General features: G+C 58.9%; 14 protein-coding genes and 3 pseudogenes. 4 read left to right on the forward strand and 13 right to left on the reverse strand.

Annotated features, from left to right (window positions below):
• Positions 1–86 precede the first annotated feature (86 nt).
• From AB4N74_RS08825 to AB4N74_RS08840, 4 genes and pseudogenes are all read right to left on the reverse strand, one after another.
• Entirely contained in the window at positions 87–521 is a 435-nt protein-coding gene (locus AB4N74_RS08825) for a YqaA family protein (protein WP_177413082.1), read from the reverse strand.
• A complete protein-coding gene (locus AB4N74_RS08830) occupies positions 521–967 on the reverse strand; it encodes a DUF411 domain-containing protein (protein WP_093432907.1) in 447 nt (148 codons plus the stop codon). The genes AB4N74_RS08825 and AB4N74_RS08830 overlap by 1 nt, the downstream gene beginning before the upstream one ends.
• A 237-nt stretch (positions 968–1,204) precedes the next feature.
• Positions 1,205–1,732: pseudogene (locus AB4N74_RS08835) on the reverse strand (methyl-accepting chemotaxis protein); the annotation flags it as partial.
• A 381-nt stretch (positions 1,733–2,113) separates the two neighbouring features.
• Positions 2,114–3,196: pseudogene (locus AB4N74_RS08840) on the reverse strand (cache domain-containing protein); the annotation flags it as partial.
• A 381-nt stretch (positions 3,197–3,577) separates the two neighbouring features.
• Between AB4N74_RS08840 and AB4N74_RS08845 the strand changes: the two are divergent.
• Positions 3,578–4,105 (forward strand): hypothetical protein, encoded by a 528-nt coding sequence (locus AB4N74_RS08845; RefSeq protein ID WP_093432901.1) that lies wholly within the window; start codon positions 3,578–3,580, stop codon positions 4,103–4,105.
• A gap of 70 nt (positions 4,106–4,175) precedes the next feature.
• Here the strand turns inward: AB4N74_RS08845 and AB4N74_RS08850 are convergent, their stop codons facing one another.
• The 6 genes from AB4N74_RS08850 to AB4N74_RS08875 all read right to left on the reverse strand — a co-directional run bounded on the left by AB4N74_RS08850 (position 4,176) and on the right by AB4N74_RS08875 (position 11,624).
• Complete coding sequence (locus AB4N74_RS08850) at positions 4,176–5,090, reverse strand: GNAT family N-acetyltransferase (protein ID WP_460099488.1); 915 nt, start codon at positions 5,088–5,090, stop codon at positions 4,176–4,178.
• Positions 5,078–6,379: a phenylacetate--CoA ligase family protein gene (locus AB4N74_RS08855; RefSeq protein WP_460099491.1), complete on the reverse strand. Its 1,302-nt coding sequence runs from the start codon at positions 6,377–6,379 to the stop codon at positions 5,078–5,080. Before AB4N74_RS08855 ends, AB4N74_RS08850 begins: the two co-directional genes overlap by 13 nt.
• A 42-nt stretch (positions 6,380–6,421) precedes the next feature.
• Positions 6,422–8,818, reverse strand: coding sequence for an acyl-CoA reductase (locus AB4N74_RS08860; protein WP_460099494.1), 2,397 nt, complete (start codon positions 8,816–8,818; stop codon positions 6,422–6,424).
• Between the two features lies 1 nt (position 8,819).
• Positions 8,820–9,950, reverse strand: coding sequence for a LuxE/PaaK family acyltransferase (locus tag AB4N74_RS08865; RefSeq protein WP_460099497.1), 1,131 nt, complete (start codon positions 9,948–9,950; stop codon positions 8,820–8,822).
• A gap of 11 nt (positions 9,951–9,961) precedes the next feature.
• Entirely contained in the window at positions 9,962–11,209 is a 1,248-nt protein-coding gene (locus tag AB4N74_RS08870; RefSeq protein ID WP_460099500.1) for an MFS transporter, read from the reverse strand.
• A gap of 274 nt (positions 11,210–11,483) precedes the next feature.
• Positions 11,484–11,624, reverse strand: a complete 141-nt coding sequence (locus AB4N74_RS08875; protein WP_007918111.1) for a hypothetical protein — start codon at positions 11,622–11,624, stop codon at positions 11,484–11,486.
• Positions 11,625–11,782: 158 nt separating this feature from the next.
• Here AB4N74_RS08875 and AB4N74_RS08880 point away from each other — a divergent pair, with 158 nt between their 5' ends.
• Positions 11,783–11,971: a hypothetical protein gene (locus AB4N74_RS08880; RefSeq protein WP_038363103.1), complete on the forward strand. Its 189-nt coding sequence runs from the start codon at positions 11,783–11,785 to the stop codon at positions 11,969–11,971.
• Between the two features lie 18 nt (positions 11,972–11,989).
• Here the strand turns inward: AB4N74_RS08880 and AB4N74_RS08885 are convergent, their stop codons facing one another.
• Positions 11,990–12,367, reverse strand: coding sequence for a fe2+ zn2+ uptake regulation protein (locus AB4N74_RS08885; RefSeq protein ID WP_093432884.1), 378 nt, complete (start codon positions 12,365–12,367; stop codon positions 11,990–11,992).
• Between the two features lie 794 nt (positions 12,368–13,161).
• Between AB4N74_RS08885 and pvdQ the strand changes: the two genes are divergently transcribed.
• On the forward strand, positions 13,162–15,507 hold the full coding sequence (gene pvdQ / locus AB4N74_RS08890) for a bifunctional acylase PvdQ (RefSeq protein ID WP_460099505.1): 2,346 nt from the start codon (positions 13,162–13,164) through the stop codon (positions 15,505–15,507).
• Positions 15,508–15,563: 56 nt separating this feature from the next.
• Here pvdQ and AB4N74_RS08895 read toward each other — a convergent pair.
• Positions 15,564–16,566, reverse strand: a pseudogene (locus AB4N74_RS08895) (FecR family protein).
• 152 nt (positions 16,567–16,718) lie between these two features.
• On the opposite strand from AB4N74_RS08895, the gene AB4N74_RS08900 reads away from it, so the two are divergent.
• Complete coding sequence (locus AB4N74_RS08900; protein ID WP_093432877.1) at positions 16,719–16,988, forward strand: PepSY domain-containing protein; 270 nt, start codon at positions 16,719–16,721, stop codon at positions 16,986–16,988.
• A 72-nt stretch (positions 16,989–17,060) separates the two neighbouring features.
• On the opposite strand, the gene AB4N74_RS08905 is transcribed toward AB4N74_RS08900, so the two are convergent.
• The gene (locus AB4N74_RS08905; protein ID WP_460099508.1) at positions 17,061–21,926 is read right to left on the reverse strand and encodes a dermonecrotic toxin domain-containing protein; all 4,866 of its coding nucleotides are present in this window, start codon (positions 21,924–21,926) and stop codon (positions 17,061–17,063) included.
• Positions 21,927–22,073: the final 147 nt, after the last annotated feature.

A 22,073-nucleotide genomic window follows, 5' to 3' on the forward strand; every position in this document is an offset into this window, starting at 1 on the left:
AGGTCAAACTCCGTTTGAAATCGGCCGATGCTGGAACGAGCGGATTACGCCGACGTTAAACACAGGCAATGCCCGCGCCTGAACGTTCAACCCAGCCACCCCAGCGTCAGCAGGGCCAGCACGCCGTAACGTGCACCTTTGGCCAGGGTGACGATCAACAGAAAGCGCCCTAGCGGTTCGCGCATCACGCCGGCAATCAGGGTCAGGGGGTCGCCAATGATCGGCAACCAGCTCAGCAGCAACGACCAGTGACCGTAGCGCTCATAGTGTTTGCGCGCCCTCGCCATGTGCGCGGCGCTGACCGGAAACCAGCGCCGATCCTGAAAGCGCTCGATCCCGCGCCCCAGCCACCAGTTGACCAGCGAGCCGAGTACGTTGCCCAGCGTCGCCACCGCCAGCAGCCCCCACAGCCAGTAACGCTCGCTGACGATCAGGCCGACCAGCAACGCCTCGGATTGCAGCGGCAACAAGGTCGCCGCGCCGAAAGCGGCGAGAAACAGGCCGCCGTACGCCGTGATGATCAATGGGCCGGGTAATCCGCCACGACCACGTCAGCCCCGTCTTTCTTCAGGCCGATAACCTGATAAGCATCACTCATGCCGTCCATTTCCATGCCCGGCGAGCCCATTGGCATGCCCGGTGCGGCGACGCCGAGCAGATCGTCACGCTTGCTCAGGGCCAGAACCTGTTCCGCGGGCACATGGCCTTCGACGAATTTGCCGTTGATGATCGCGGTGTGGCACGAGGCCAGACGCGGCGGTACGCCATGTTGCTGCTTGAAGCTGCTCATGTCGCTTTCGACGTGATCTTCGACTTTGAAGCCATTGGCTTCAAGGTGGCTGATCCATTTCTTGCAGCAGCCGCAATTGGCATCGCGATGGACTTCGATCGGAATCAGGTCGGCAGCCTGGGCCATTGCGGAGATGAACAGGGCGCTCAGGGCGAGCAGACGCAGGTGGGTTCGCATAACGGATTCTCGGCTCGGGTGACAATCGGAAAGCACGCATTTTGACCGGTTTTTGCCGCTGGGCATCAACGCAATGTTTCCAGTTGTTGCAAAACGCAGCACCAACCTGTGGGAGCGAGCCTGCTCGCGAATGCGGTAGTTCAAACACTGAAGCGGGGACTGAAAGATCGCTTTCGCGAGCAGGCTCGCTCCCACAAGGGTTATCTGTTGGGCAGAAAACCCTTGTGGTACGAGGGATCAGCGCACTTTGAAACGGCCCATGATCGCGCTCACCCGGCTGTTGGCTTCGAGCAACTGGTGAGTGTTGAGTTCGCTGGCTTTGCCACTCTGCACCAGCTCATCGACCATGTGGCGGATCTGCACCATGCTGCGGTTGATCTCTTCGGTCACGGCGCTTTGCTGCTCGGCGGCGGTGGCGATCTGGGTGCTGAGGCTGTTGATGTGGCTGACCGAGCCGGCCATTTCGTCCAGACCGGAGTTGACCCGTGCGGTCGCGTCGGCGGCGGACTGGCAACTGGCCTGGGTGTTTTCCATGGCGCTGACCGACGAGCTCACGCCCTGAGTCAGACGCGTCAACATCTCGTTGATTTCCGAGGTGCTGGCCTGGGTGCGCGCGGCGAGGGCACGCACTTCATCGGCAACCACGGCAAAACCACGGCCCTGTTCACCGGCGCGTGCTGCTTCGATGGCCGCGTTGAGCGCCAACAGGTTGGTCTGCCCGGCAATCGCGCCGATCACCCCGAGAATTTCGGTGATGCGCTGGGCGTCCTGCTGCATGTTTTCAACTTTGTGTGTAGCGCTGGCCACTTCATCGATCAACGCGACCACGCTGTTGGTCGCTTCGCCCACCACCACCCGCGAACGGTCGGCATTTTCATTGGCGCGCTGGGTAAACGCGGCGGTTTCGGCGGCGTTCTGCGCAACGCTTTCTGCCGTCGAACTCATTTCGGTGATGGCGGTAACGGTCTGATCGGTTTCCGAAGCATGACGCAACAGAATCTGGCTGGTCTGCGCCGAGGTGCGTTGCAGGTTATCCAGGCTGGAGGCCATGGCGCCGGTGGCCTGGGTGACTTCGCCGATCATGTTTTGCAGGTAGGCAATAAAGGTGTTCACCGAGTGACCGATGGCGCCGAGTTCATCTTCGGCGCGAATGGTGATGCGCCGGGTCAGGTCGGCATCGCCGCTGGACAGCAAATCGATGTTGGCTTTCAAGGCTTTCATGCGTTGCACCAACTGACGAATCGCGTAGACCTGCAACAGCACCAGCAGGATCACCAGCGGAATCTGCAACAGGCTCAAGGTGCTGAGGACGTCATCACGCTGGGCGGTGAGCATTTTCGTCGGCAGCGCCGTGGCGAGGAACCACGGCGTGCCTTCGATAGGACGCATGAAGAAAGTGCTGGCTTCACCGTTGTTATCGAATTCGATGCGCTGCGCCTGATCGCGATTCTGCAGTCCGGCTTTGACCTGGCTGGCGAAGGTCGACGTGCCGGCCAGTTCGCTGATGTTCTTCAGCACGATCGGGCCACTGATGCGCGAGCTGTTACTGATGACCTTGCCGTCGGCTTCAACGATCAGCATCTCGGCGTTGAGGTCTTTTTCCTTGCGCGCCACCAGGTCGTTGAAGAAGCCAAGGGTGACGTCAATGGTCGACACGCCCCACGCATTGCCGTTTTTCTGGATGGCCATGGCGCAGTTGGTGCGCGGCTCGGCGCTGGCGTCATCTTTATAGGCAGCCGCCCAGGCGCATTGACCGCGCGGTGTGGCCATGCCGCCCTTGTACCAGCTCTGGTCGTAGTAGTTGGGCGCCGCGTCGCTGTTCCAGAACGTGTTGACGGCGAGTTTGCCCGAGGCGTCGCGGTGCCAGAACGTACTGTATTTGTTGCGCCCGGCTTCACGTTGCCCCGGCAGAGGCCAGATCCCGCCGCCGAATACTTTCAGCTCGCCGTATTGATCGACCAGACCTGGCAGCACCGCGTCGATGGCGGCGCTGTCGAGCAGCGGGATGGTCTGGGTGATGCTGCGCTGTTGCGCCTGCACTTTGTTCAACTCGCCCTGAATCTGCTCGGCGACTTCGGCGATGCGGTTAAGTACCACCTGTTCTTCGGTGTGACGCAACTTGGGGGCAACCAGCTGGCTGATGCCGACCACGGTCAACACCGACAACAGCAGGATGAACAGAACCAGAAACAGCGTGTAGCGAGCCTGAATAGTGCGGAATGCGGGCATGGAGTCCGGTCCTTGAGCAGCGTTTCTTATTAGGGGCAGGGATAAAACAGTGCGGGTATCTCCAGCGTATCGTCGTGGTGCCCGGAAGCTTTAGGTACTCGCGTCCTAAAAAGCAGCAATACCGATGACCGGCCGGTATCGAGATCGATACACAGGTGTTGATCAGCGCGCGTCGATAAGCAAAAAAGTGATTTTCGTTACCTTGTCATGACAACTTTGGATCAGTGAACGCGGGCCATTGGGCTTTTGTATCGAGAATGTACAAGAATTGTAAAAAAGTGCAGAAATAGGTTGGTGCCATCAATTCGCCCGCCGATACTCGCGGCCATTATTGCCGTTCAACACGGATATTTTTTTGTTCATTTCACAGGGAGTCTTCTCATGACGATCGGTATTGTCGGCGGCTGGGAGAGCAAAGCAGGCGTTATGGTTCGTAACACCGGCGCGAAAAAACAAGTGGCCCAGAGCATCAAAGTGCAGCAGATGCTGACCAAGGTCGGTACCAATCCCACCGCGCTGAATACCGCTGAAATGGACAAGCAGGGCCTGCGCAAGGCCATCAAGGGCTTTGATCCTGCGAATGTTTCAGTAAAACAATTGGGAAATCTGAGCGAGATGCTGCGCAGCCGCGGCCTGATCTCCGAGATCACGTCGTTTACCTTGAAGAACGCCGGTGACAAGTTCGACCGTTTTGGCGTGACCAAAGATATCGATGCCAAATTCAACGCCCTGGAGTATTTCGCGACCCAGCTCGACGCCATTCAGAACAATGGCCTCAATGGCAACGCTTACGGCCAGAGTCTGATTCCCGAGTTCAAGAAAGCGATCTATGTCCTGCAGAACCTCAAGACCTACGGTGAAGGCAACGCCGCGAAGCCGGTCGATGAAGGTGTCAAAGCCAAAGCATGAGGCTGACCGTTTAGCCCGCTCAACGCTTGAACGGGCTGGTTGATGTGCAAGAACCCGGCAACGCCTCGCTTCAGCGTGCCGCGACGCGTTGTTGAGCCTGATCATGCAGTCGTTGCAGGTGTGGGCAGCGCAGCTCCAGCGATCGCGCGCGATAGCCCCGATGAAACAAAGCCAACCATCCAGCGCCCCGTTCATTCGGGGCAATCCCGGTGAAGACGAAGCCCATTGCCGACAGGCTATCCACGGCATTGGCGAAGCCTGTTGCCAGTCTTAGCCTGATCGAGATCATCCAGTGTTCGGGCAGTCGTCGTAGCTGTTGAAGCAAGCCGGCGTCGAGTTTTTTCAGCACCACGTCATAACGCCCTGAGCATTGTTCAACCTGCATCGGTTCTCCCACCCAACGCGCTTCTTTATCTTGTGTTCCGTATACGCCGCACAAATGCGCCATGAAATCGTGACAGCTTTGCGGCCAGGACAATGCCGGGAGCGGGCGGCGATAGCCTTCGACAGGGGTGTAGCCGATGACGATGGACTCCGGCAGTGGCTCGCCAAACGGTGAGGGGACGTAGTCGAGCAACAACCCGGTGCTGCAAAAACCGAGTCGGTCAGCCATGCGTTGGGTGTAGAGATGCTGCGTCACCTGTTTGATGGTCACGCCGTGGCAACCGAGTGCCTGGGCATGGATCAACAGCCGCATGCCCAACTGCGTCGCGATGTTCTGCCCGCGTGTTGACGGATGGACCACGCTCAACGCCAGTTCCGCCGTAGACGATCCCGCGTTTCTGCACAACGTGGCGTGGCCGAGGATTTTTTTCCCGGATTCCGCCACCAGCGAATGCCAGCGACCCTCGCCATGGTTCTGATTGATCATCAACGGCAAATACACGTGCGGCTGCACGTAGTGGTCACCATAGATTTCCCGAAACAGATGGCTGATGGCCCTGGCGTCGGATCGGCGATAACTGCGCAGCGTCAAGTTGTCCATGGACGTTGCTCCGGTCCGGGCGTGGCGTAGACACGCAGATCGACGACGCGTTGGCGCTTGCCGGAACGCGGATGGCGCGCGAGTTCATCGGGAGTGCAATGGGTAATCTGCAACTCGATCAAGCGCTCAGCGCAGAGTTGCTTGATCAGCGGGTATTGCTCGATCAGTGCGCACTGCAAGGTCGTGTTGGCGTCAGCGGTCTCGGCCGTCAGCGCGTTGGGTAGCCATTTCAGGCACACGATATCGACGTTGGCCGATTGGCTGATGACCAGTTGCCAGTCGTCGCTGGCGGTGATGCGTGCGACGATTGCGGCAATGTCTTCGATCAACAGAGTCAGGCTGCTCACGCGCACCCGCTGACTGCTGGTGCTGCGGCCCATCAAGGCGAACTTGCGCATCGACGCGGTAGCCGGCTCTCGCCAGCAAGCGAGATCACCCACGGGGTAGCGGATCAGCGGCATCAGTCGGCGGGTGAGGTTGGTGATCAGCAGTCGTCCGGTTCGGTCGCATTCTTCGATCACTTCACCGGTGTGTTCATCGACGATTTCCAGCACGCTGTGGCTGGCCAGCATCCGGTGCTCGCCGAGTGCGCAATCGCGGCTTGCGGCGCCGATGAAACCGGCATCGACACTGGCGTAACCGATCGAGGCAATCCGCGCGTTGGGAAACACCCGGTGCAACGCCTGCAATTGTCCGGTGAACAGGCTTTCGCCGCCGTAAAGGATTGTTTCCACTTCGGCCAGGGTTCGCGCCTGGCGCTCCAGCACGGCGGCGAACGCCAGCAATTGCGCGGGCACGCCGGCCAGCACATTGATCCGGTGTTGGCGGATCGAGTCGGCCAGCACCGCAGGGTCGACGTCGCCGGTAAACGGGTATTCGGTAACACCCGCCGGTTCGTGCGCCAGGGCGTCGTGGATAAAAATGAAACTGGCATACAGGTCGCCGACGAAAAACAGGTTCGCCACCCGGTCGCCGGGATTGAGTTGACCGGCGAGATGGCTGCCGAAGTCCCGCACAAGTGTCTGCCATTCTTCGCGGGTAAATACTGAAAGTTTACCGGCGCTGGTTGTTCCACCGGTCTTGAATACCAGGGCGCGTTCGACCGTTGAGGTCAGTACCGGCCATTGTTCCAGATGCTCGCTACTTGCCCAGTATTGTTGAGGATCGATTACCGGAAGTTCATCCAGGGTATTTGTCTGCGGCGCGACGTTTTGCAAGTGTCTGGCGTAATACGCTGAATGTTCGCGGGCAAAAGCGAACAACTTGCCAAGTTCTGTTGTTGTATTCATGGTGTTCTCGTTAATTGTTTTGGCCGTGGCTGACGATCGCTGTTAACGGCGCGAGTCGATTACGGGCGGACTCTTTCCGCTGTGTTTGTTTCTGTCGAAATGTTGCGGCTCGCAGGTTTGCGCCTGCACGGTGAGAAGCCCGGTGCGCACGAGTGTCGCCAGCGTCGCGTAGCCCTCGAGTCGGCAGAGAATGTCTGCGGGTTCGCCAGGGCTGTGAATCAGCAGGCGCTCAAGGCCATCGGGTGCGTGATCGAGGTGTAACTGAAACGGCGCCTGCAGGTGGCGGGCGAGTTCGTTCAGACAAATGAAGTCGCTGCCGATGCGCAGCAGTCGGCCGTGTCGTTGCAGCAATTCGAAACGTGGCGAACTCAGCCCGCACGGGCAGTCGCCGGCCAGCCAGTGGCCGGTGTCGCCGACTTCATAGCGCTGCACCTGTTGGCCTTCACGTGCTTTGGAGGTGAACAGCAAACGGCCGACTTCAGCGCCAACGACCGGCTTGTCCTGCTCCAGTGCGACGATTTCCAGCTGCTGGATAGCGTCCATCAAATGGAACACACCGTCGCCAGTGGCGGCGCAGGCATGCCCGAATGGCCCCGCATCGACACTGCCGTACACCGCCGAACGGATACTGGCGACGCCGCAGCGATGCAGTAATTCGCGGCACTGATCGCTGATGTGCTCTCCGCCGAGGAAAACCTTTTCAATCACCCCATAACGACTCAGGCGCGGCCCCTCGTTGAGGAACAGTCGATGCAGGGTGCTGGGCATGCCGATCAGCACGGTCACGCGCTGCTCAATGATCACTTGCGCAATATCGCGGTAATCATCGTCGGCCGGCGCGCCCATGGGCAGGTGCGTCGCACCGAGCAATTCCAGGACTTTGGCAAAACTGAAGAAGCCGCCGTACAAGCCGCCACTGAAGAACAGGTTCATCACCTTGTCGCGGCGCGGATCAAGGCCCGCCGCGAACAACCCATCGGCCGTCGCGCGCATTTGCCGTTGAAAATCGCGGTAACTGAAGCCCGACAGCGCCGGTGTGCCGCTGCTGCCGCCGGAGCGGAAAAACAGCTGCGCCGCCGCTGTCGTCGGTCGCGTGATAAACGCTGCTTTGTCGGTGATCGGCAGACCTGTCAGTGTCAGTGCGCAAGGTGGCTGGTCGAGGTTCATGTGGGTGGGCAACTGCGTTGGCGCGAGGCTGACCGACACGCGGCGGCTCAGGCGTTGCAGTGCGTAAACGCCGTCGTGGGGCTCGCCGTCGTAGCCGTCGTGGATCGCGTTGATCGGCGTAATTCGGCTGACGCCCGCTGCAATCAATGTGCGTGCGAGCTCATTGATCTGCGCTTCACCGCAGACCAGCGCGCAACTCTGTAACACGTTGCGCCAAGGCAGCAGTGTTTGCGTCAGTCGCGCCCGTGGCAGTGGTTTGAGCAGCAACGTGCGAAACAGCGGCGAAGGCGCCAGCGACTGATCATGGCTCCAGATCACCCGCCAGCCCGGCGCGCGCCAGACCTGCCCGGTGTTACCGGAAAAGCTCTGGCCCAGACGCGCCATCAGGGTGTGGCTGGTGATCTCGCTGGCTTCCTGAACCGTCGGAGTCAGCGCCGGCCATTGCCCGACGCGACGCTCGAATGCCTCGGCCAGTGCGCTGCCGATGCCTTGCACAACGGCGGGATCGTCGCTGTCGACCAGCAACCATTGCGGGCTGGAGCAAGCTTGTTGGTCCAGTCGGCAGACTTCATCGACAATCGCGTCCAGCGCTGGCGGCGAGGCCGCGTCTGGCGTCAGGTAGGCGAAACTGATGCGGTGCCCCCAGTCGATCCAGCGGCATCCGGGTGGCAACTGTTGGCGGATGGCTTGCAGCGCGGTTTCGCCTCCCCACGCCGATACGCCATTGGCCATTTTGCACAAGCGGCCGATCTGCTCCGTCGCTACGGGTAACACCGCGACGTAATAGCGGAGTTGACCGCTGGGGTCGCATTGCACCAATGCGTGCAGCAGGCGTGCGGTCAGGCCTTGGTCGCTGCGGCTGGGGCGTAGCCAGTTGAGGTTGCCGGCCAACAGGCTTTCGAGCATGGCGCAGCAGGCCAACAGCGGCGCGTTGGCCGGGGTGACGTGAACCACCAGGCCCAAGGGACTCCAGCGTTCAAAGCGCGACTGCTGATAATCAACGCGCCGCAGTGAATCGGCCTGATCACCCAGTTCGCGTTCAAGTTTGGTTTGCAGGGCGTGAGGCTGACAGAAGTCAATCAGCGCCAGGCGTTGTTCGTCATCCAGCGGCAGTTCGGCGCTGTGCAGATGCTGCGCAAAGTTGCCCGCGGCGGTCAGAACAACGGCACTATCCAGCGGTGTGCTGAGGTGGTGCGGCAAGGTCTGATGCAGTTGCGCCAGTGCGTTGTCGAGGTCGATTTCGGCGCAAAGCTCTCCGTGGATCAGGTACATGTCAGTGCCTCCCCAATAATTCGGAGGCGGCCATCGCGCAGCTCCTGCCGGCGGTGGTGCCCGCACGGCCATGCAGTTCGAACCAGTCGCTGGCGAGGCCGCAGCCGCAACTTGAGCCCGGGTGCAGCGTCGCCAGATCGCTCATCACCACCGCATGCGCCGGGCTGGACGAAATGTAGGGCGAGACGAATCCCAGCAAGCCTTGCTGGCCGTAGGGCTGGATGGAAAAATCCTGCGGATTGCGCACGTACGCCTTGGCGTAAACCGGCACATGAAAATGATGCCGGGCACATTCGATGTACGGCACCGCGTGCTCGACTGCACCGTAACCGTCGCGGCAACGTGCGGTTTCGATGCCCAGTTGCCGGGCGATGCGTCCATACAATTGCTGTTTGGGGATTTCCTCGCTGGCCCGGGTTTTCCAGCCACCGCCAAAAAATGCCAGCGAACCTGCCGGCAGTTTCAGCTCGGGCACGCCTGTGGCCTGCATGTGTTGCAGGGTCTGCCAAAGGAACGCCGGGAAACCGAAAATGCGCACGGGCAGGCCTTCTTCGGCGAACGATTGCAGAGCCGTGATGACGCCGAACACATCGAATTGATGGCCGTCGCCGTTACTGCGTAACGCGTAGGCGACGCGGTTGACGGGAGCAAAGCGGCACAGGAACTGATCGGTATACGACGTTCCCAAGGTGATCGCACCTTGCGGTTCGTAGCTCAGCAGCAGGTAATTGCAAGGCGTATCTGGTGAGTACCAGCCGTAATGACTGAAGATCCGCTCGACCATGAACTGAGCGCCCGCGAGGCTTCGCGGGTCATAGCGCATACGGCTTTTCTGGCCGCTGGTGCCGGACGATGTCAGTTCCAGGGCGCGCTCTCCGGTCGGACTGAGCAGCAATTGCTGTTTGAAGAAGTTCGCCAGAATCGGCGGCAGACGGGCCCAGTCATCAAGACTGTCCAGGTCCTGTTCGTCGAGGCCGTTGGCGTTCAGCCAATGGGCGTAGCCGGGGGTGTGCCGGCAATGAAACCGACTGATCTCGGTCATGGCCTGATCGAACAGGCCCACCGGCACGGAATCCGGGCAATAGGGGTGTGGCAACGCGCAAAGCGCATCGCTGGCGGGGAAGTGGTGCATTCAATATTCCTTTACTGAGCAGAGGCGGAGTCGGGAGGGGTGCGTTGCAACAAACCCTGCAACAGAGGGAGACACATCAAACCGCTGAAAGCGGCGCAAAGCGCGAAAAGCTCGAGCCTTGCGCCACCGCCGATTGCAGCAATCAGCAAGCCGCCGAGGCCCATCACGGCAATCGAAATCATCCCGACCAATGCCGATACCAGACCTTTACTGTCATCACTGGCAAACAGCGCCAATCGATACAGCGCGGCATTGCTCATGCCCAATCCGACTGCGTACAACGCCAGACTGGCGACCACCGGCCCGAGTCCGGCGCCAGCCAGTGCGCAGACGATCAGGGCCAGAAGCCCCAGGCAAAACGGCCAGAGCGCCAAGCGGATCAGTTGCGGCAAGGCGTGCGTGATCAGCAACCGGTCAAGGATCAGATTGCCGACAATCACCGCAGAGAAAATCGGGATTTGCCAGACGCCATATTCAAGCGGCGTCAGCCCGAGCAACTCGATCAGCAGCAACGGCGCCAGGCCGATCCAGGCGATCAGCGGCAGGCTCATCAGCCCCAGCGCCAGGCTGGCGGCGAGGAATCGGCAATTACCCAACAGGGCGCGGTAACGTCGGCAGGTTTGCTCCCAGGAAAAGCGCACGGCAGGTTGCATCTGTCCGTCTCGACGGGCGACGCCAACCGTTTCCGGCATCCATGCGAATAGCCCCAGCCAGACCATAGACGCGGCAAGGCCCAGGCCCAGAAACACTTCGCGCCACGACAGCCATTGCAACAGCAGAATGCCCAGCAGCGGCCCCATCAAGGGGGAAAGCAGGGCGATATTGCCGAGCAGCGCCATCAAACGCACCGCATCGGCTTCACAGAACACTTCCTGGAGGGCCGGATAACTGACCGCCACAACAAAACCCAGGCCCATGCCCTGCAGCAGTCGCAATAGATTGAAGGCTTCAATGCTTTCGGTGCTGTAGGCCCCCGCGCAGGCGACCGCAAATAACGCGCAGCCGATCAACAATACCCGCCTTCGACCCCATTGATCGGACAGCGGGCCAATCAGCCATTGCAGGCAGACACCGCCAAGCAGATAAAGATTGAAAGCGTTCGGTACATGCCGCACATCGGCATCAAGTTCGGTGGTAACGCTTAACATCGCAGGCATGATCAAGTCGCTGGCCATATACGTCAGAAGTTCAAACGCGCTGATCACCAAACAAAATCCGAGCGCTTTTTGCGGCTGGATCTGTATAAGAGTTCTCTGCATAAACGTTCCTGTTAGTGAGTGAAAGGAAGTTGCCAGAGACTAGTTGCAGAGGTGCGCCCGGCCTATTGTTTTGCTGCGACATTAGATTTCAAATGCTTGCAACTTATTTAGTGATCGGGTTTTGCGCAGAGCACGAGTTAGAGCGATTTATGGAAGCATTTGGCAAAAACAGAAAAGCCCGCAACGGGGCGGGCTTTGTTTGAAGTTGATCGGACTTGTTGATTTCCTGCCACGGTCTGTTCATTGGCAAGCGGGCAGGGCGAACAATCCTGTTCTAGCGATGTTGGTAATAACCAGGGCCACCCTGGTAGTAACGGTGGTGATCGTCATGCCAGCCGCCGTGGGGGAAGATGATGCAGCCACTCAGGGTCAGCAGGGCAAGAACGGGAATCAGCCAGGTGATTCGACGCAGCATTTTGAAAATTCCTCATGGTTACGCCGTCATGAAGCCAAAACTCTTCATCGGCTGTAACATGAGACCCCGATTGCAGCGGCGCATCCCCGTAGAACGGTAAGTGCATGGCATGCAAACGGATACAAACCGGATACATTTCAAAGTTTCAGGAAGCCGCAATGACCCACAAGCAACGCTTGATTTATTCGATTCTGATCGCCGTGTCGGTCCTGGCCATCATGCTCGGCCTGTCCTGGCTGCAAAATGCCGGCATGATTTCGGAGAAGACGTTTCAGTTCGTCGCCATCGGTGTGGCGGTGATCGTGGTGGTGATCAACGGCGTGATGCGCCGCAAGGTCAAGCCTTGACGGCGATGGCTGCACGCTTCAATCGTGGTTGAGGACAGCTGCAGCCTGTGGATGCAGGCTGTAGCTCTTGTCGTCATTGAAGGTGATCACACCTTCGGCGCACAGGCGCTTGAGCACCTCACGCACACTGAGGAAGGACAGCGGAATATCGAGGTCGAGCAATTGGCTGTGGACACCGCGAACGCCCAGGCGCCGTTCGCTTTGTGCGGCGACCAGTAAGGCGTCGATGACTTTCAGACGAATCAGGCTGGTGCGCAGCCCGAAACTTTTCAGCAGCAAGCGGATGCGTTCGTTACCGTGACGCTCGACGCGTTGCCCGAAATCGCTCGCGTGAGGGCTCATGGAAACTCCTTTGGGTGCCTGGCTACCGTCCGTTGGTAGTTGCGAGTTGTACATGCGATTACTCCTTTTCAGAGTCTGATCGGGGTGGTTTTTTTGCGCTCTCTAGAACAAGACGTATCAGCACGACAAATCATGAAAGAAAAAATGTAGAAATTTTGTCGGGGATTTGTCTTTTCCTTGTGATTGGGGGTTGGCCTTGGCGGCCTTTGGGCCGACCAGGTTCTTTGGGTTTTGGGTGTATATCCGTTTTTTTGGGGGGTTGCGGCTGGCGGTTTCGCTCTTACAGCGACTCACTTTTCCAGACGCCGAAAAGTAAGCAAAAGGCTGGGCCCCGGCGTTCGGCCCGCTCGCTGGGGCTCGGGGTTCCTTCGCTCCGGGATCGATCCGGGCGCAGCGCCTACGGTTTGCTTCGCTGCACCTCCTCTCGCTGTGTTTGGCTTCGCCAAACGGTCGCTGCGCTCCCACCCCCGGATCAATCCCTCCACTCAGCCTGCCGAAGGGGCCAGCACGGCAAGATCAAGAGCTGCAGCCGAGCTAACGCTCATCCTGTTGAGTGGTGAGGAGCGGGGTGGGTTTTGGAGGGGGCGGGCTTTTCAAAACTTGGATTCGGCTCGGTATTTCACGTCGGCGTATCTTTCGAAATCACCTCGGTCAGTTCCCTCTCCCTCCGGGAGAGGGCCAGGGTGAGGGGCTTTTGATTCTGCTTCGGGGATTGCGTGGAGAGCCTAAATTTTTTCCTCTGACTTCGTTTCTTGGACAGGCTCATTGCGCGTGGACGCGTGGGTGTTTCCAGAGCGGATCCGTGCCAGCGCCGGGTTCGCTCTTTGGCATGTCGATCAGGAGCGAGCGTGATAATTTCCAGACAGTTAACGGGACTGACCTTGGCCGGCGTGGCTTTCGGGCTGAGTTGTTCGGCCTATGCGTTCAGTCCGACCACGGATGTCAGCGCCGATATTCGCCGTACCGCTTTTGGTGTGCCGCATATTCGTGCGCAGGACGAGCGCGGGCTTGGTTTCGGCATCGGGTATGCCTATGCGCAGGACAACCTCTGTCTGCTGGCCAATGAGATCGTGACGGTCAATGGTCAGCGTTCACGCTACTTCGGCCCGGACCAGTTCACCGTCGAGCAGCGTGAAAACCGTGTCAGCGATGTGTTCTTTACCTGGCTCAACACGCCGGAAGCGGTCAAGGCGTTCTGGCAGGCGCAACCTGCGCAGGTGCGTGATCTGGTCGAAGGCTATGCTGCGGGCTACAACCGCTATCTGGGCGAGCGCCGTCAGCAAGGCTTGCCGCCACAGTGTCAGGGCGAGTGGGTGCGTGAGATTGCACCGCAAGATCTGGTGAAGCTGACCCGCCGTCTGCTGGTCGAGGGTGGTGTCGGGCAGTTCGCCGAGGCACTGGCTGGGGCTACGCCGCCGCAGGCGAGCGCGGTGATCGAACACGATGTGCAGGCCTATCAGTTGGCCGATGCGCGTCAGCAACGCTTCGCTCTGGACCGTGGCAGTAACGCTGTCGCGGTGGGTAGCGAGCGCTCGTTCAACGGGCGTGGGATGCTGCTCGCCAACCCGCATTTCCCGTGGGTCGGTGGCATGCGCTTCTATCAAATGCATCTGACCATCCCCGGCAAGCTCGACGTCATGGGCGCTGCCTTGCCAGGCTTGCCGATGATCAATATCGGCTTCAATCAGCATCTGGCGTGGACGCACACGGTCGATTCGTCGAAACACTTCACCTTGTATCGTCTGCAACTCGATCCAAAGGATTCCACACGCTATATGCTCGATGGCCAATCCTTGCCGCTGAACAAGCAGACCGTGACCGTGCAGGTCAAACAGGCCGACGGCCAGGTGGTGCCGGTTTCGCGTGATGTCTACAGCTCGCAGTTTGGCCCGATCGTGCAGTGGCCGGGCAAGCTCGACTGGGACAATCAGTTCGCCTACAGCCTGCGCGATGCCAATATCGACAATGATCGCGTGCTGAACCAGTGGTACGCGATGAATCAGGCGTCCACGCTTCAGGAACTGCAGAATTCGGTACACAAGATTCAGGGCATTCCGTGGGTCAACACCCTGGCCGTGGATGACAAAGGCCAGACGCTGTACATGAACCTGTCAGTGGTGCCGAACGTCAATGCCGAGAAACTGGCCAAGTGCAGTGATCCGCGTATCGGCACGCAGATGATCGTGCTGGATGGCTCCAACAGCGCGTGCGCATGGGACATTGATCCGCAAGCGGCGCAGCAGGGTATTTATGCTTCCAGCCAATTGCCGCAATTGTTGCGCAAGGACTTCGTTCAGCACTCCAACGACTCGGCGTGGCTGGTCAACCCGGCGCAACCGCTGACCGGTTTCTCGCCGCTGATCAGTCAGGATGGCCAACCACTGGGCTTACGCTCCCGGTTTGCTCTGGATCGCTTGAGCACGCTGAGTAAAAAAGGCCCGCTGGCAGTGAAGGATCTGCAGCAAATGGTGATGGACGATCAGGTGTACCTGGCGACTCAGGTGGTGCCGGATCTGTTGAAGTTCTGTGCTTCTGACCTCGGTGTCGATGCGCGAGCGCTGAAGCCGGTTTGCACCAGCCTCAAGGCATGGGATGGCCGCGCTAATCTTGATTCGGGTATGGGCCTGATGCATTTCCACAACATCATGCAGGCCTTGCAGGCTTCGCCGGATGTCTGGCGTGTCGCGTTCGATCCCAAAGATGCGCAACACACGCCGCGCGGTCTGGCGATCGAGCAGCCAACCGTGGCCAAGGCACTGCGTGAGGCCATGTTGGCATCGGTCGAGTCGAGCACAAAAATGGGCCTCAAGCCGCAGACCCGCTGGGGGGATATCCAGGTCGTCAGCAGCGGCGGGCAACAGACGCCAATTCACGGTGGGCCGGGCACGTTGGGCATCTACAACGCTATCCAGAGCGTGCCGCGTGAAGACGGCAAACTCGAAGTGGTCAGCGGCACCAGCTACCTGCAAGTCGTGACCTTCGACGAAAAGGGCCCGCACGCCCAAGGGCTGCTGGCGTTCTCGCTGTCGAGCGATCCAGCGTCGAAGTATTCGCGGGATCAGACCGAGGCGTTCTCGAAGAAACAGTGGAGTGTCCTGCCGTTTACCGAACAGCAGATTCAGGCTGACCCGCAGTATCAGGTGCAGACTGTGCGCCAGACACTGGACAAAGCGGGGAAGGTCGCCGCTCAGTAATCCCGAGCGTCAATTGCGTTGAGCCAGAGGGCCGCATCCTGCAAGGGGTGCGGCCTTCAGCTTTTCGGCGGTTGTTGCGGTATCGAGTTGATCACCGGGTTACCTTCCTTGTTACGGGTGAGGTAGACCGGCAGCGCCTTGGGCAGGCTGTTGGCGAGATTGTTCAGCTCTTTGATGTTGTAGATGCCACCCACGCGAATCGTACCGGTGCTGTTGTCCGCCAGCTCCAATGGATTGCTCAGATAGCGGTTGATCAGTGGCAGCGCTTCGCTCAACGCGAGGTTATCGAGCACCAGTTTGCCATTGCGCCAGGCCAGCGAGATGTCACCAGGGTAAGTCTGGCTGATCTGGGGCATGTAATCGCCCTGTTTGTAGCGCGCCTGCATCGACGGGCCGAGGCGCAAACCATCGCCCGGCAACGAGCGATTGCTGGTGACCAGCACCGAACCTTCGATCAGGTTCACACGCACTTGGTCCTGATACATCCAGACATTGAAACGCGTCCCGGTGACGCGAATCTTGCCTTCGCCTGCGCGGACGACAAACGGGTGGGCCATGTCGTGGCTGACCGTAAAGAACGCTTCACCTTTTTTCAGGGTGACGCGGCGTTCGTCCTTGTAATTGCTGAAGGTCAGATCAGTGTTCAGGTTCAGTTCGAGTTGGCTGCCGTCACTCAGCGTGACCTGGCGGACAGTATCGGTAGCGGCGAAATGCTGATAGCTGTTGGGCAGCCAGCCCAGAGTCCAGCCGGTGTAAGCCGCCAGCGGCAGGGCGAGCGCACAGACGCCGGCCGCTACGACGAGTTGACGCCACGAGCGCGGTGCCTGACGGGCCGGCATGACCGGAACGGATTGCGGGCGTGGCAAATGTTCGGCCACCTCCCAGACTTCCAGCATGGCCTCGTACTCGAATGCATGCAGGGGATGAGCGTCGTGCCATTGCTTGAATGCGCGACGTTCTTCGTCCGTGCAGTCATCAGCGTGCACTCCGCATGCACCAATGCGCGGCGGCATCGGTGATCGCATCGTATTCGGCTTCCGAGAGAGTGTCTTGGGTCATTGACTCGTCCTGATTTCGCCCATTCTAACCTTGTCGGGAAGTGAGCGAGAACAACCGTCATGGCATTTACCCATCAAAGTGGAACTTATTTTTCCCTCAGACACCCAAAAAGCAGGACGACCAAGACCACTATCCACAAATGGAGAAAACAAATGATCAAGAAGACATTCGCAGCGTTGATCGCCACGGCCGGTTTGCTCAGTGCTGGCGCAGCGTTGGCCGATCGCCCCGGCGCTGGCTGGGTCACCATCGAAAAAGCCATCGAGATCGTCAAGACCAAGGCCGGTTACGTCGAAGTCTATGAGATCGAAGCCGACAACGACGGCTACTGGAAAGGTGAAGGACGCAAGGCTGACGGCGTGGTTTACGAGTTCCGCATCGACGGCGCATCGGGCAATATCTTGCGCGACCAGAAGGATTGATCACGCGGTAAATACTCAGTGTGTTCCTGAAAAATGCGCCGGCCTCAGACCGGCGCATTTTTTCTCCCGTGGTCACGGTGACGCTTGCACGGAGTCCACCTGGCTTGAAGTTGGCGCAGGCAACGGTATCGGCGCCGTTGGCGGATCCAGTTGTCTGCCCATTTCGCTGATGAGTAAGGCGATCGAGTCCGCGTTGGCCATCAGCACTTCGATGCGCGCTTCATCAGCGAGCGGATTGCGAAAGGCTTTACGTGCCTCTGCAAGGTTTCTGGTTTTGGTCAGACTGAGGACTTTTTTGTAGACATCGGCCTGCTCCGGCAACTTATCCAGATCTACCCACAGCCCTTGCTCATTCCTGGTCGCGAATAAGTGTTCGGGCGCAGCGGAGCGTGACAAGGATTTACGATAACGTTCCAGACCCGTTTTGAGCTGTTGCCCGTCCGCGGTGGTGGTATCGATAAGGTCGGGGTATGGACTCATCGCCTCTACGGAGACGAAATCTTCGCTATCGGTGATCAGGTGCGACAGTTCGTGCAGCAGCGTGATCGCGCGAGCATGGGAATCAACATTGAACCTAGGCGGCAAAAAAGCGGTGTAGACATCCAGTTTCGGATTGAAAAAATGCTCGGTGAAGTGCACGACTTTTCGCCGGTCTTCCTTGAAGACAAAGGCAACCGTGTCATAGTCGTAGCGCGCATTGAGGCCAGCGAAAAAGCGCTCTGTGTAGAGCAAGTCATCCTTTGGGTCCGTCAGTTCGCGGCAAATCGGCAGGATCACCTTCTCGATTTTCTTCAGCAGCATCGGTGTGATCTGTCGCACGTCGAAAAAATCCCTGAGGACCGTTTCCACACGAGTGCCCCCGAGGTTGTCGCGATGTTCGACGAAGTTATACAGGCAATACAACGCGTAGTTTCTTGCCCGGGTAACCGCTTGCTGAATCACGAAGGCTCTGGCGGGGTATCGGCGGTTGATCTCTGCCATCCCACGCGCCTGGATCAGCATCAGAATTGAACAGTGCTGCTCCACTTTGGTTTGCAGAGCCAGGGGCCTCCTCGATCGACAGCGATGCACGGCCTGACTGGCGCGGGCAAGCACCAGTCGTGAGTTTTTCTGTTCAAGCGCCGGCCCACGGCTCCCGTCTTTTTTGCGCAAGTACCAGGCTTTTTCGGCCTGGACCACCGGATATACCTTGCCGGCAATCGCTGCATATTTGTGCGTGCTGGATGAATCCCCGTACACCAGCTTATTGCTATCAAGTGTGAGGCTGTCGAGTGCGGTGGTCGTTTCATAAGACTGCAAGTTCGCGCGCGAGGTGCTAACCGGTGGGACTTTTGACCAGCGAGCGGCGGTTTTTTCCGTGGTGTTCGCGCCGGTTTCGGCAACCTTTGCTCCAGTGACCTGCGTCTCGGAGGCAAATTCAGCTGTTTGCGCCTCTGCCTCTGTTTCCCAGGACAGCCGACCCAGACTAAACAGAGATAACGCCCCGGCGATAAAGCCTTTCAGAGCGTTGGCCCAATGATGATCCTGAAGGTCTTCGGCGGACTCCTTGAACTCGTTGTAGCTTTTCCAGAGAAAAAACAACGAGGCGATTTTCCCCGACAAGAGATGGGGAACCAGGCGCACACCGTGACTGAACAGAGACTTCGCGGTTTCCCAATCGGCTTGTGCGTTGATCTGCGGCTGGCACGCGAGCAGTTGCGGTAGAAGGCTGAGCGTGTCCTTGTGCAAATGCTCCAGCAGATTGCCGGTGATGGGCGTGCGGTGAAGTTTGATTTCACTGGTCTTGCCAATCGTCGTGTTCAGCAGATTCTTGAAGACGGCTTGTTGCCCGGAAGGCAGGCGCCGGATGATCAGATCCTGAAAATGCCCCGGTGTATTCAAGGCCTCGATCAATTGCGCTTCGTCCTCGAATTCGCGAAACACGAACCGCGAGTAGGGTGCGTAGAGCACGCGTGGCCCTGTATGTTCCGCCCCGGGGCCAATGACATAAAGTCCGAGGGCGTCGACGAAATCGCTACCGGGGGTCTTGATCAATGACAGCGGGCAAGCACTGGCGTGAGCACCCTCTACGGTGGCGCGCGCTACCCCGTCGGGCATGTCCAGAACCTGGCAAACATAGTCGAAACCGCTTTGCGACAACTGTTGTTGCAACTTCAAGGCGTGCGCGTGCTGCATCAACTGCCAGGGCAACTGACGAAGGAACCGTGCTTTGCTGGTGCGTGCCGGCTCAGTGTCGGATGAGAGCGCCTCGGTGACTTTCCGGGTGTAGGCGGTGGTGATGTCGAGGGATTGCAGCAGTTGCTGAACCGCAGACTGATTGAGCGTTGCTGGCAAAGCGCTGGCGATGGTCGAGGCGACCTTGAACCCGGTGTCCTGCACGATGTTGTAGTGATGCAAGGCAAAATCGAGCAGGTTGCAGGGCGGGCCTGCCAGCGTGAGATTCGGGGTGATCTGGATCTGCTTTGGTTTGAGATCGGTGCCAGGGAATCGGGCGTCGAGCAGTGTTTTCAGCGTCTGCTCCACATGGCTGGCTAAAGCGGGGACGTCGTGGAGAAAATCCTTGCCATCGATAACGCTGCGCCGCACTTCATCCAGCAGTGCCAGTTGTGTGCGTTGTTCCGTGACCGGCGCCATGCGTAACCAGTCAGGGAAATCCTGCTGGCGGACGAAAGCCTGGGCCAGGTCGATGGCCCGACGCAAGTTGGTATCGATGGCGGTGTTTGTTATTCGAGTAAGGAAACTGGCGAGTACATCCTTGTCCGTGATGCAAACGCGTAACGCCTCACAATGGGCCAGGAAGTGTTCAATGGCCGATTGCATGCGATCGTTCAACACGTTGCCTTCAATCAACTGGAACGGGCCCAGTGTGTATTGTTGGTCCAGTTGATAGTGCGCCGTTGACAGATTTTCCAGCAGTGTCTGAGACTGGTTATTGTCGTCCAGGCGCTGTTGCAGTTGCTTCTGCGCGATGGCGATGTCGTCGAACGATTCCAGACCCATGGCCGGCGTCCACAGGATCGCACGCCCGGAATGCTCGACGTCCATGCCTCCGCGCTCGGTCAACAGTACGCAATGCGCAAGCGACAGTGCATCGGCTTTGCCTGCGCAGGTAACGCTGAGCGACCAGGCATCCGGCCGGAAGCCATTGAGCGACTGACGATCCCTGCGTTTGGCGTGTTTTGCATCGAACACGGCATCGACAATCTTTCGTTCGGCCGTCAGCCAGGAACCGCTGAGGTTCCTTATGTGTGCCTCAGCGCGCACGCCATCCTCAAAGGCCTGTGCCAGTTTCCATCGAATACCTTCGAGAAACACGCGTTGTTCGGCGTTGCTGGTGGTCGGCTGATCCTTGAAGTGACTGCCAAGATTCTCCTCGGCGCGTTCAAGCTGTATCGCCAGTTGCCTGGCCTTGTCGGTCTGCACCCGTGACGACAGCGGTGCACTGGAAAATAACGGTCGGGTACTCCAGCGCTCGTTGACGTCGAGCTTGAGCAGACGCTCATGAATCATCGAACGGATATCCAGCGCTTTGTCGAAAAGCGCATGGATGTCGGTTGTGCGTTCACTCTGGCGGAAGAGCTGCAAGACGAATTCAATGTTTTGCCGTTGTTTGGTGAGGATTGCTTCAAACAGCGTGCTGATGATGTCGCCGCCGATGTTTTCCCCGGACACTTGCGCGTGGGCAAATCCGAGATAGCGATTGCGCTCCTCCAGGTTCATCAGTCCGTACAGCTCGTCTTCATGGCCGGCGGCATTGAGTTTGGCGGTCAGCGTCTGTTTGAGATCGGCGTAGTTGGTGAGGACTTGCAAGCCTTGGGTAGGGGTGTAGAGATAAGCCTTGTCATGGTTGATCATCAGCGACCCGGCCAGTTCGATGTAGGCGGTGTCCTCGCGCAAGCACACGGTTTCGAAGTTGGGCCGCCGGGACGCCACATTCGGTTCGCGGATCACGCTGTGCAGGGCGTCGAATTCAGTGGCAGACAGGATTTCCGCTTCGCGCTTGAGCATCAGATCTGCACGCATTTGATCCTTTAACGACTGGCTGAAGTACGTGCGCCTGGGCGAGCCATCGAATGCAGCGGCATTCCAGTAGGCCTCCAGCTGTCGAAACAGCAGCATGGTCAGTCGTCCCGATGCGGACTTGATCGCATCGGCCCAGGCGGTCTGGTCAGCCGCCTGGCTTGCGCGGGCCGGGTGGGAGAATTCCGCTGTCTGGCCGCGCGGCCAGCCCTGACGGCGAAAGTGCAGCAGCAGCGCTTCACTCAATGACAGCGAACTGACCCATTGCCTCATCTCCGCGTGCAACGGGGCGCTGTCGAGGTAAAAACCGACGCGGGTGCGCGACTGCGGTAAATCGGCAAAATGCGGTTCGAGCAGTTCGTCGAGAATGTTCTCCAGCAAGGTGGCGAGCGACGGCAGACGTTTCAGCTCATCCAGCACATCGCGGGCGCAGGTGTCCTGAGACTGGCTGATCGCCGCTTTTTGATCGTCAAACACATCACCTTCGATGGTTTCGCGGGTGAGGGTAATGCCGCGTTTCTCTACCAGTTCCTTGCGCAGCAAAACACTGAGAAAGGCCAACAGATCATCGGTTTCTCCAGCGTTATCGAGGCGTGTTTGCAGCGCGTCCATCAGCGTCTGGTAATCGCTGTATTTTTTCAGACCGTCGTAAGGTGTGTACAAAAACACGCCATGGTCATCCGGCCCGGTGCCGAGAATAAAACTGCCGGGCAGGGGGATGGCGAGTTGCTTGTCGGCGTTTAGCAGAATGCGTTCGGCCAGCATGGGTGGGGTTTGTTCGCTGCGCAGGGCGTGGGTCGCCAGTTGCACATGCGCGAGCCAGCTGAAATCTTTGCTGTTGAGGCCGTGGGTCGGACCCAGGCTGGCATGCCGGCCCGGGGATTTGAGTATCTCGGGGAATAGCAGGAGGCTGGACATCATTGGAACTCTGAACGGGGCGCCGTGGGCGGGGAGTTCAAGAGTAGGTACGCAGGTCGCTGTGCAGGCGGTACATAGTTACCGCACACGTCGAGTTGAAATGTGCCATGAGCCAATGCCCGTCATCGCCAATACAAGGGTTGACAG

Source organism: Pseudomonas sp. H3_C08 (assembly GCF_054669455.1).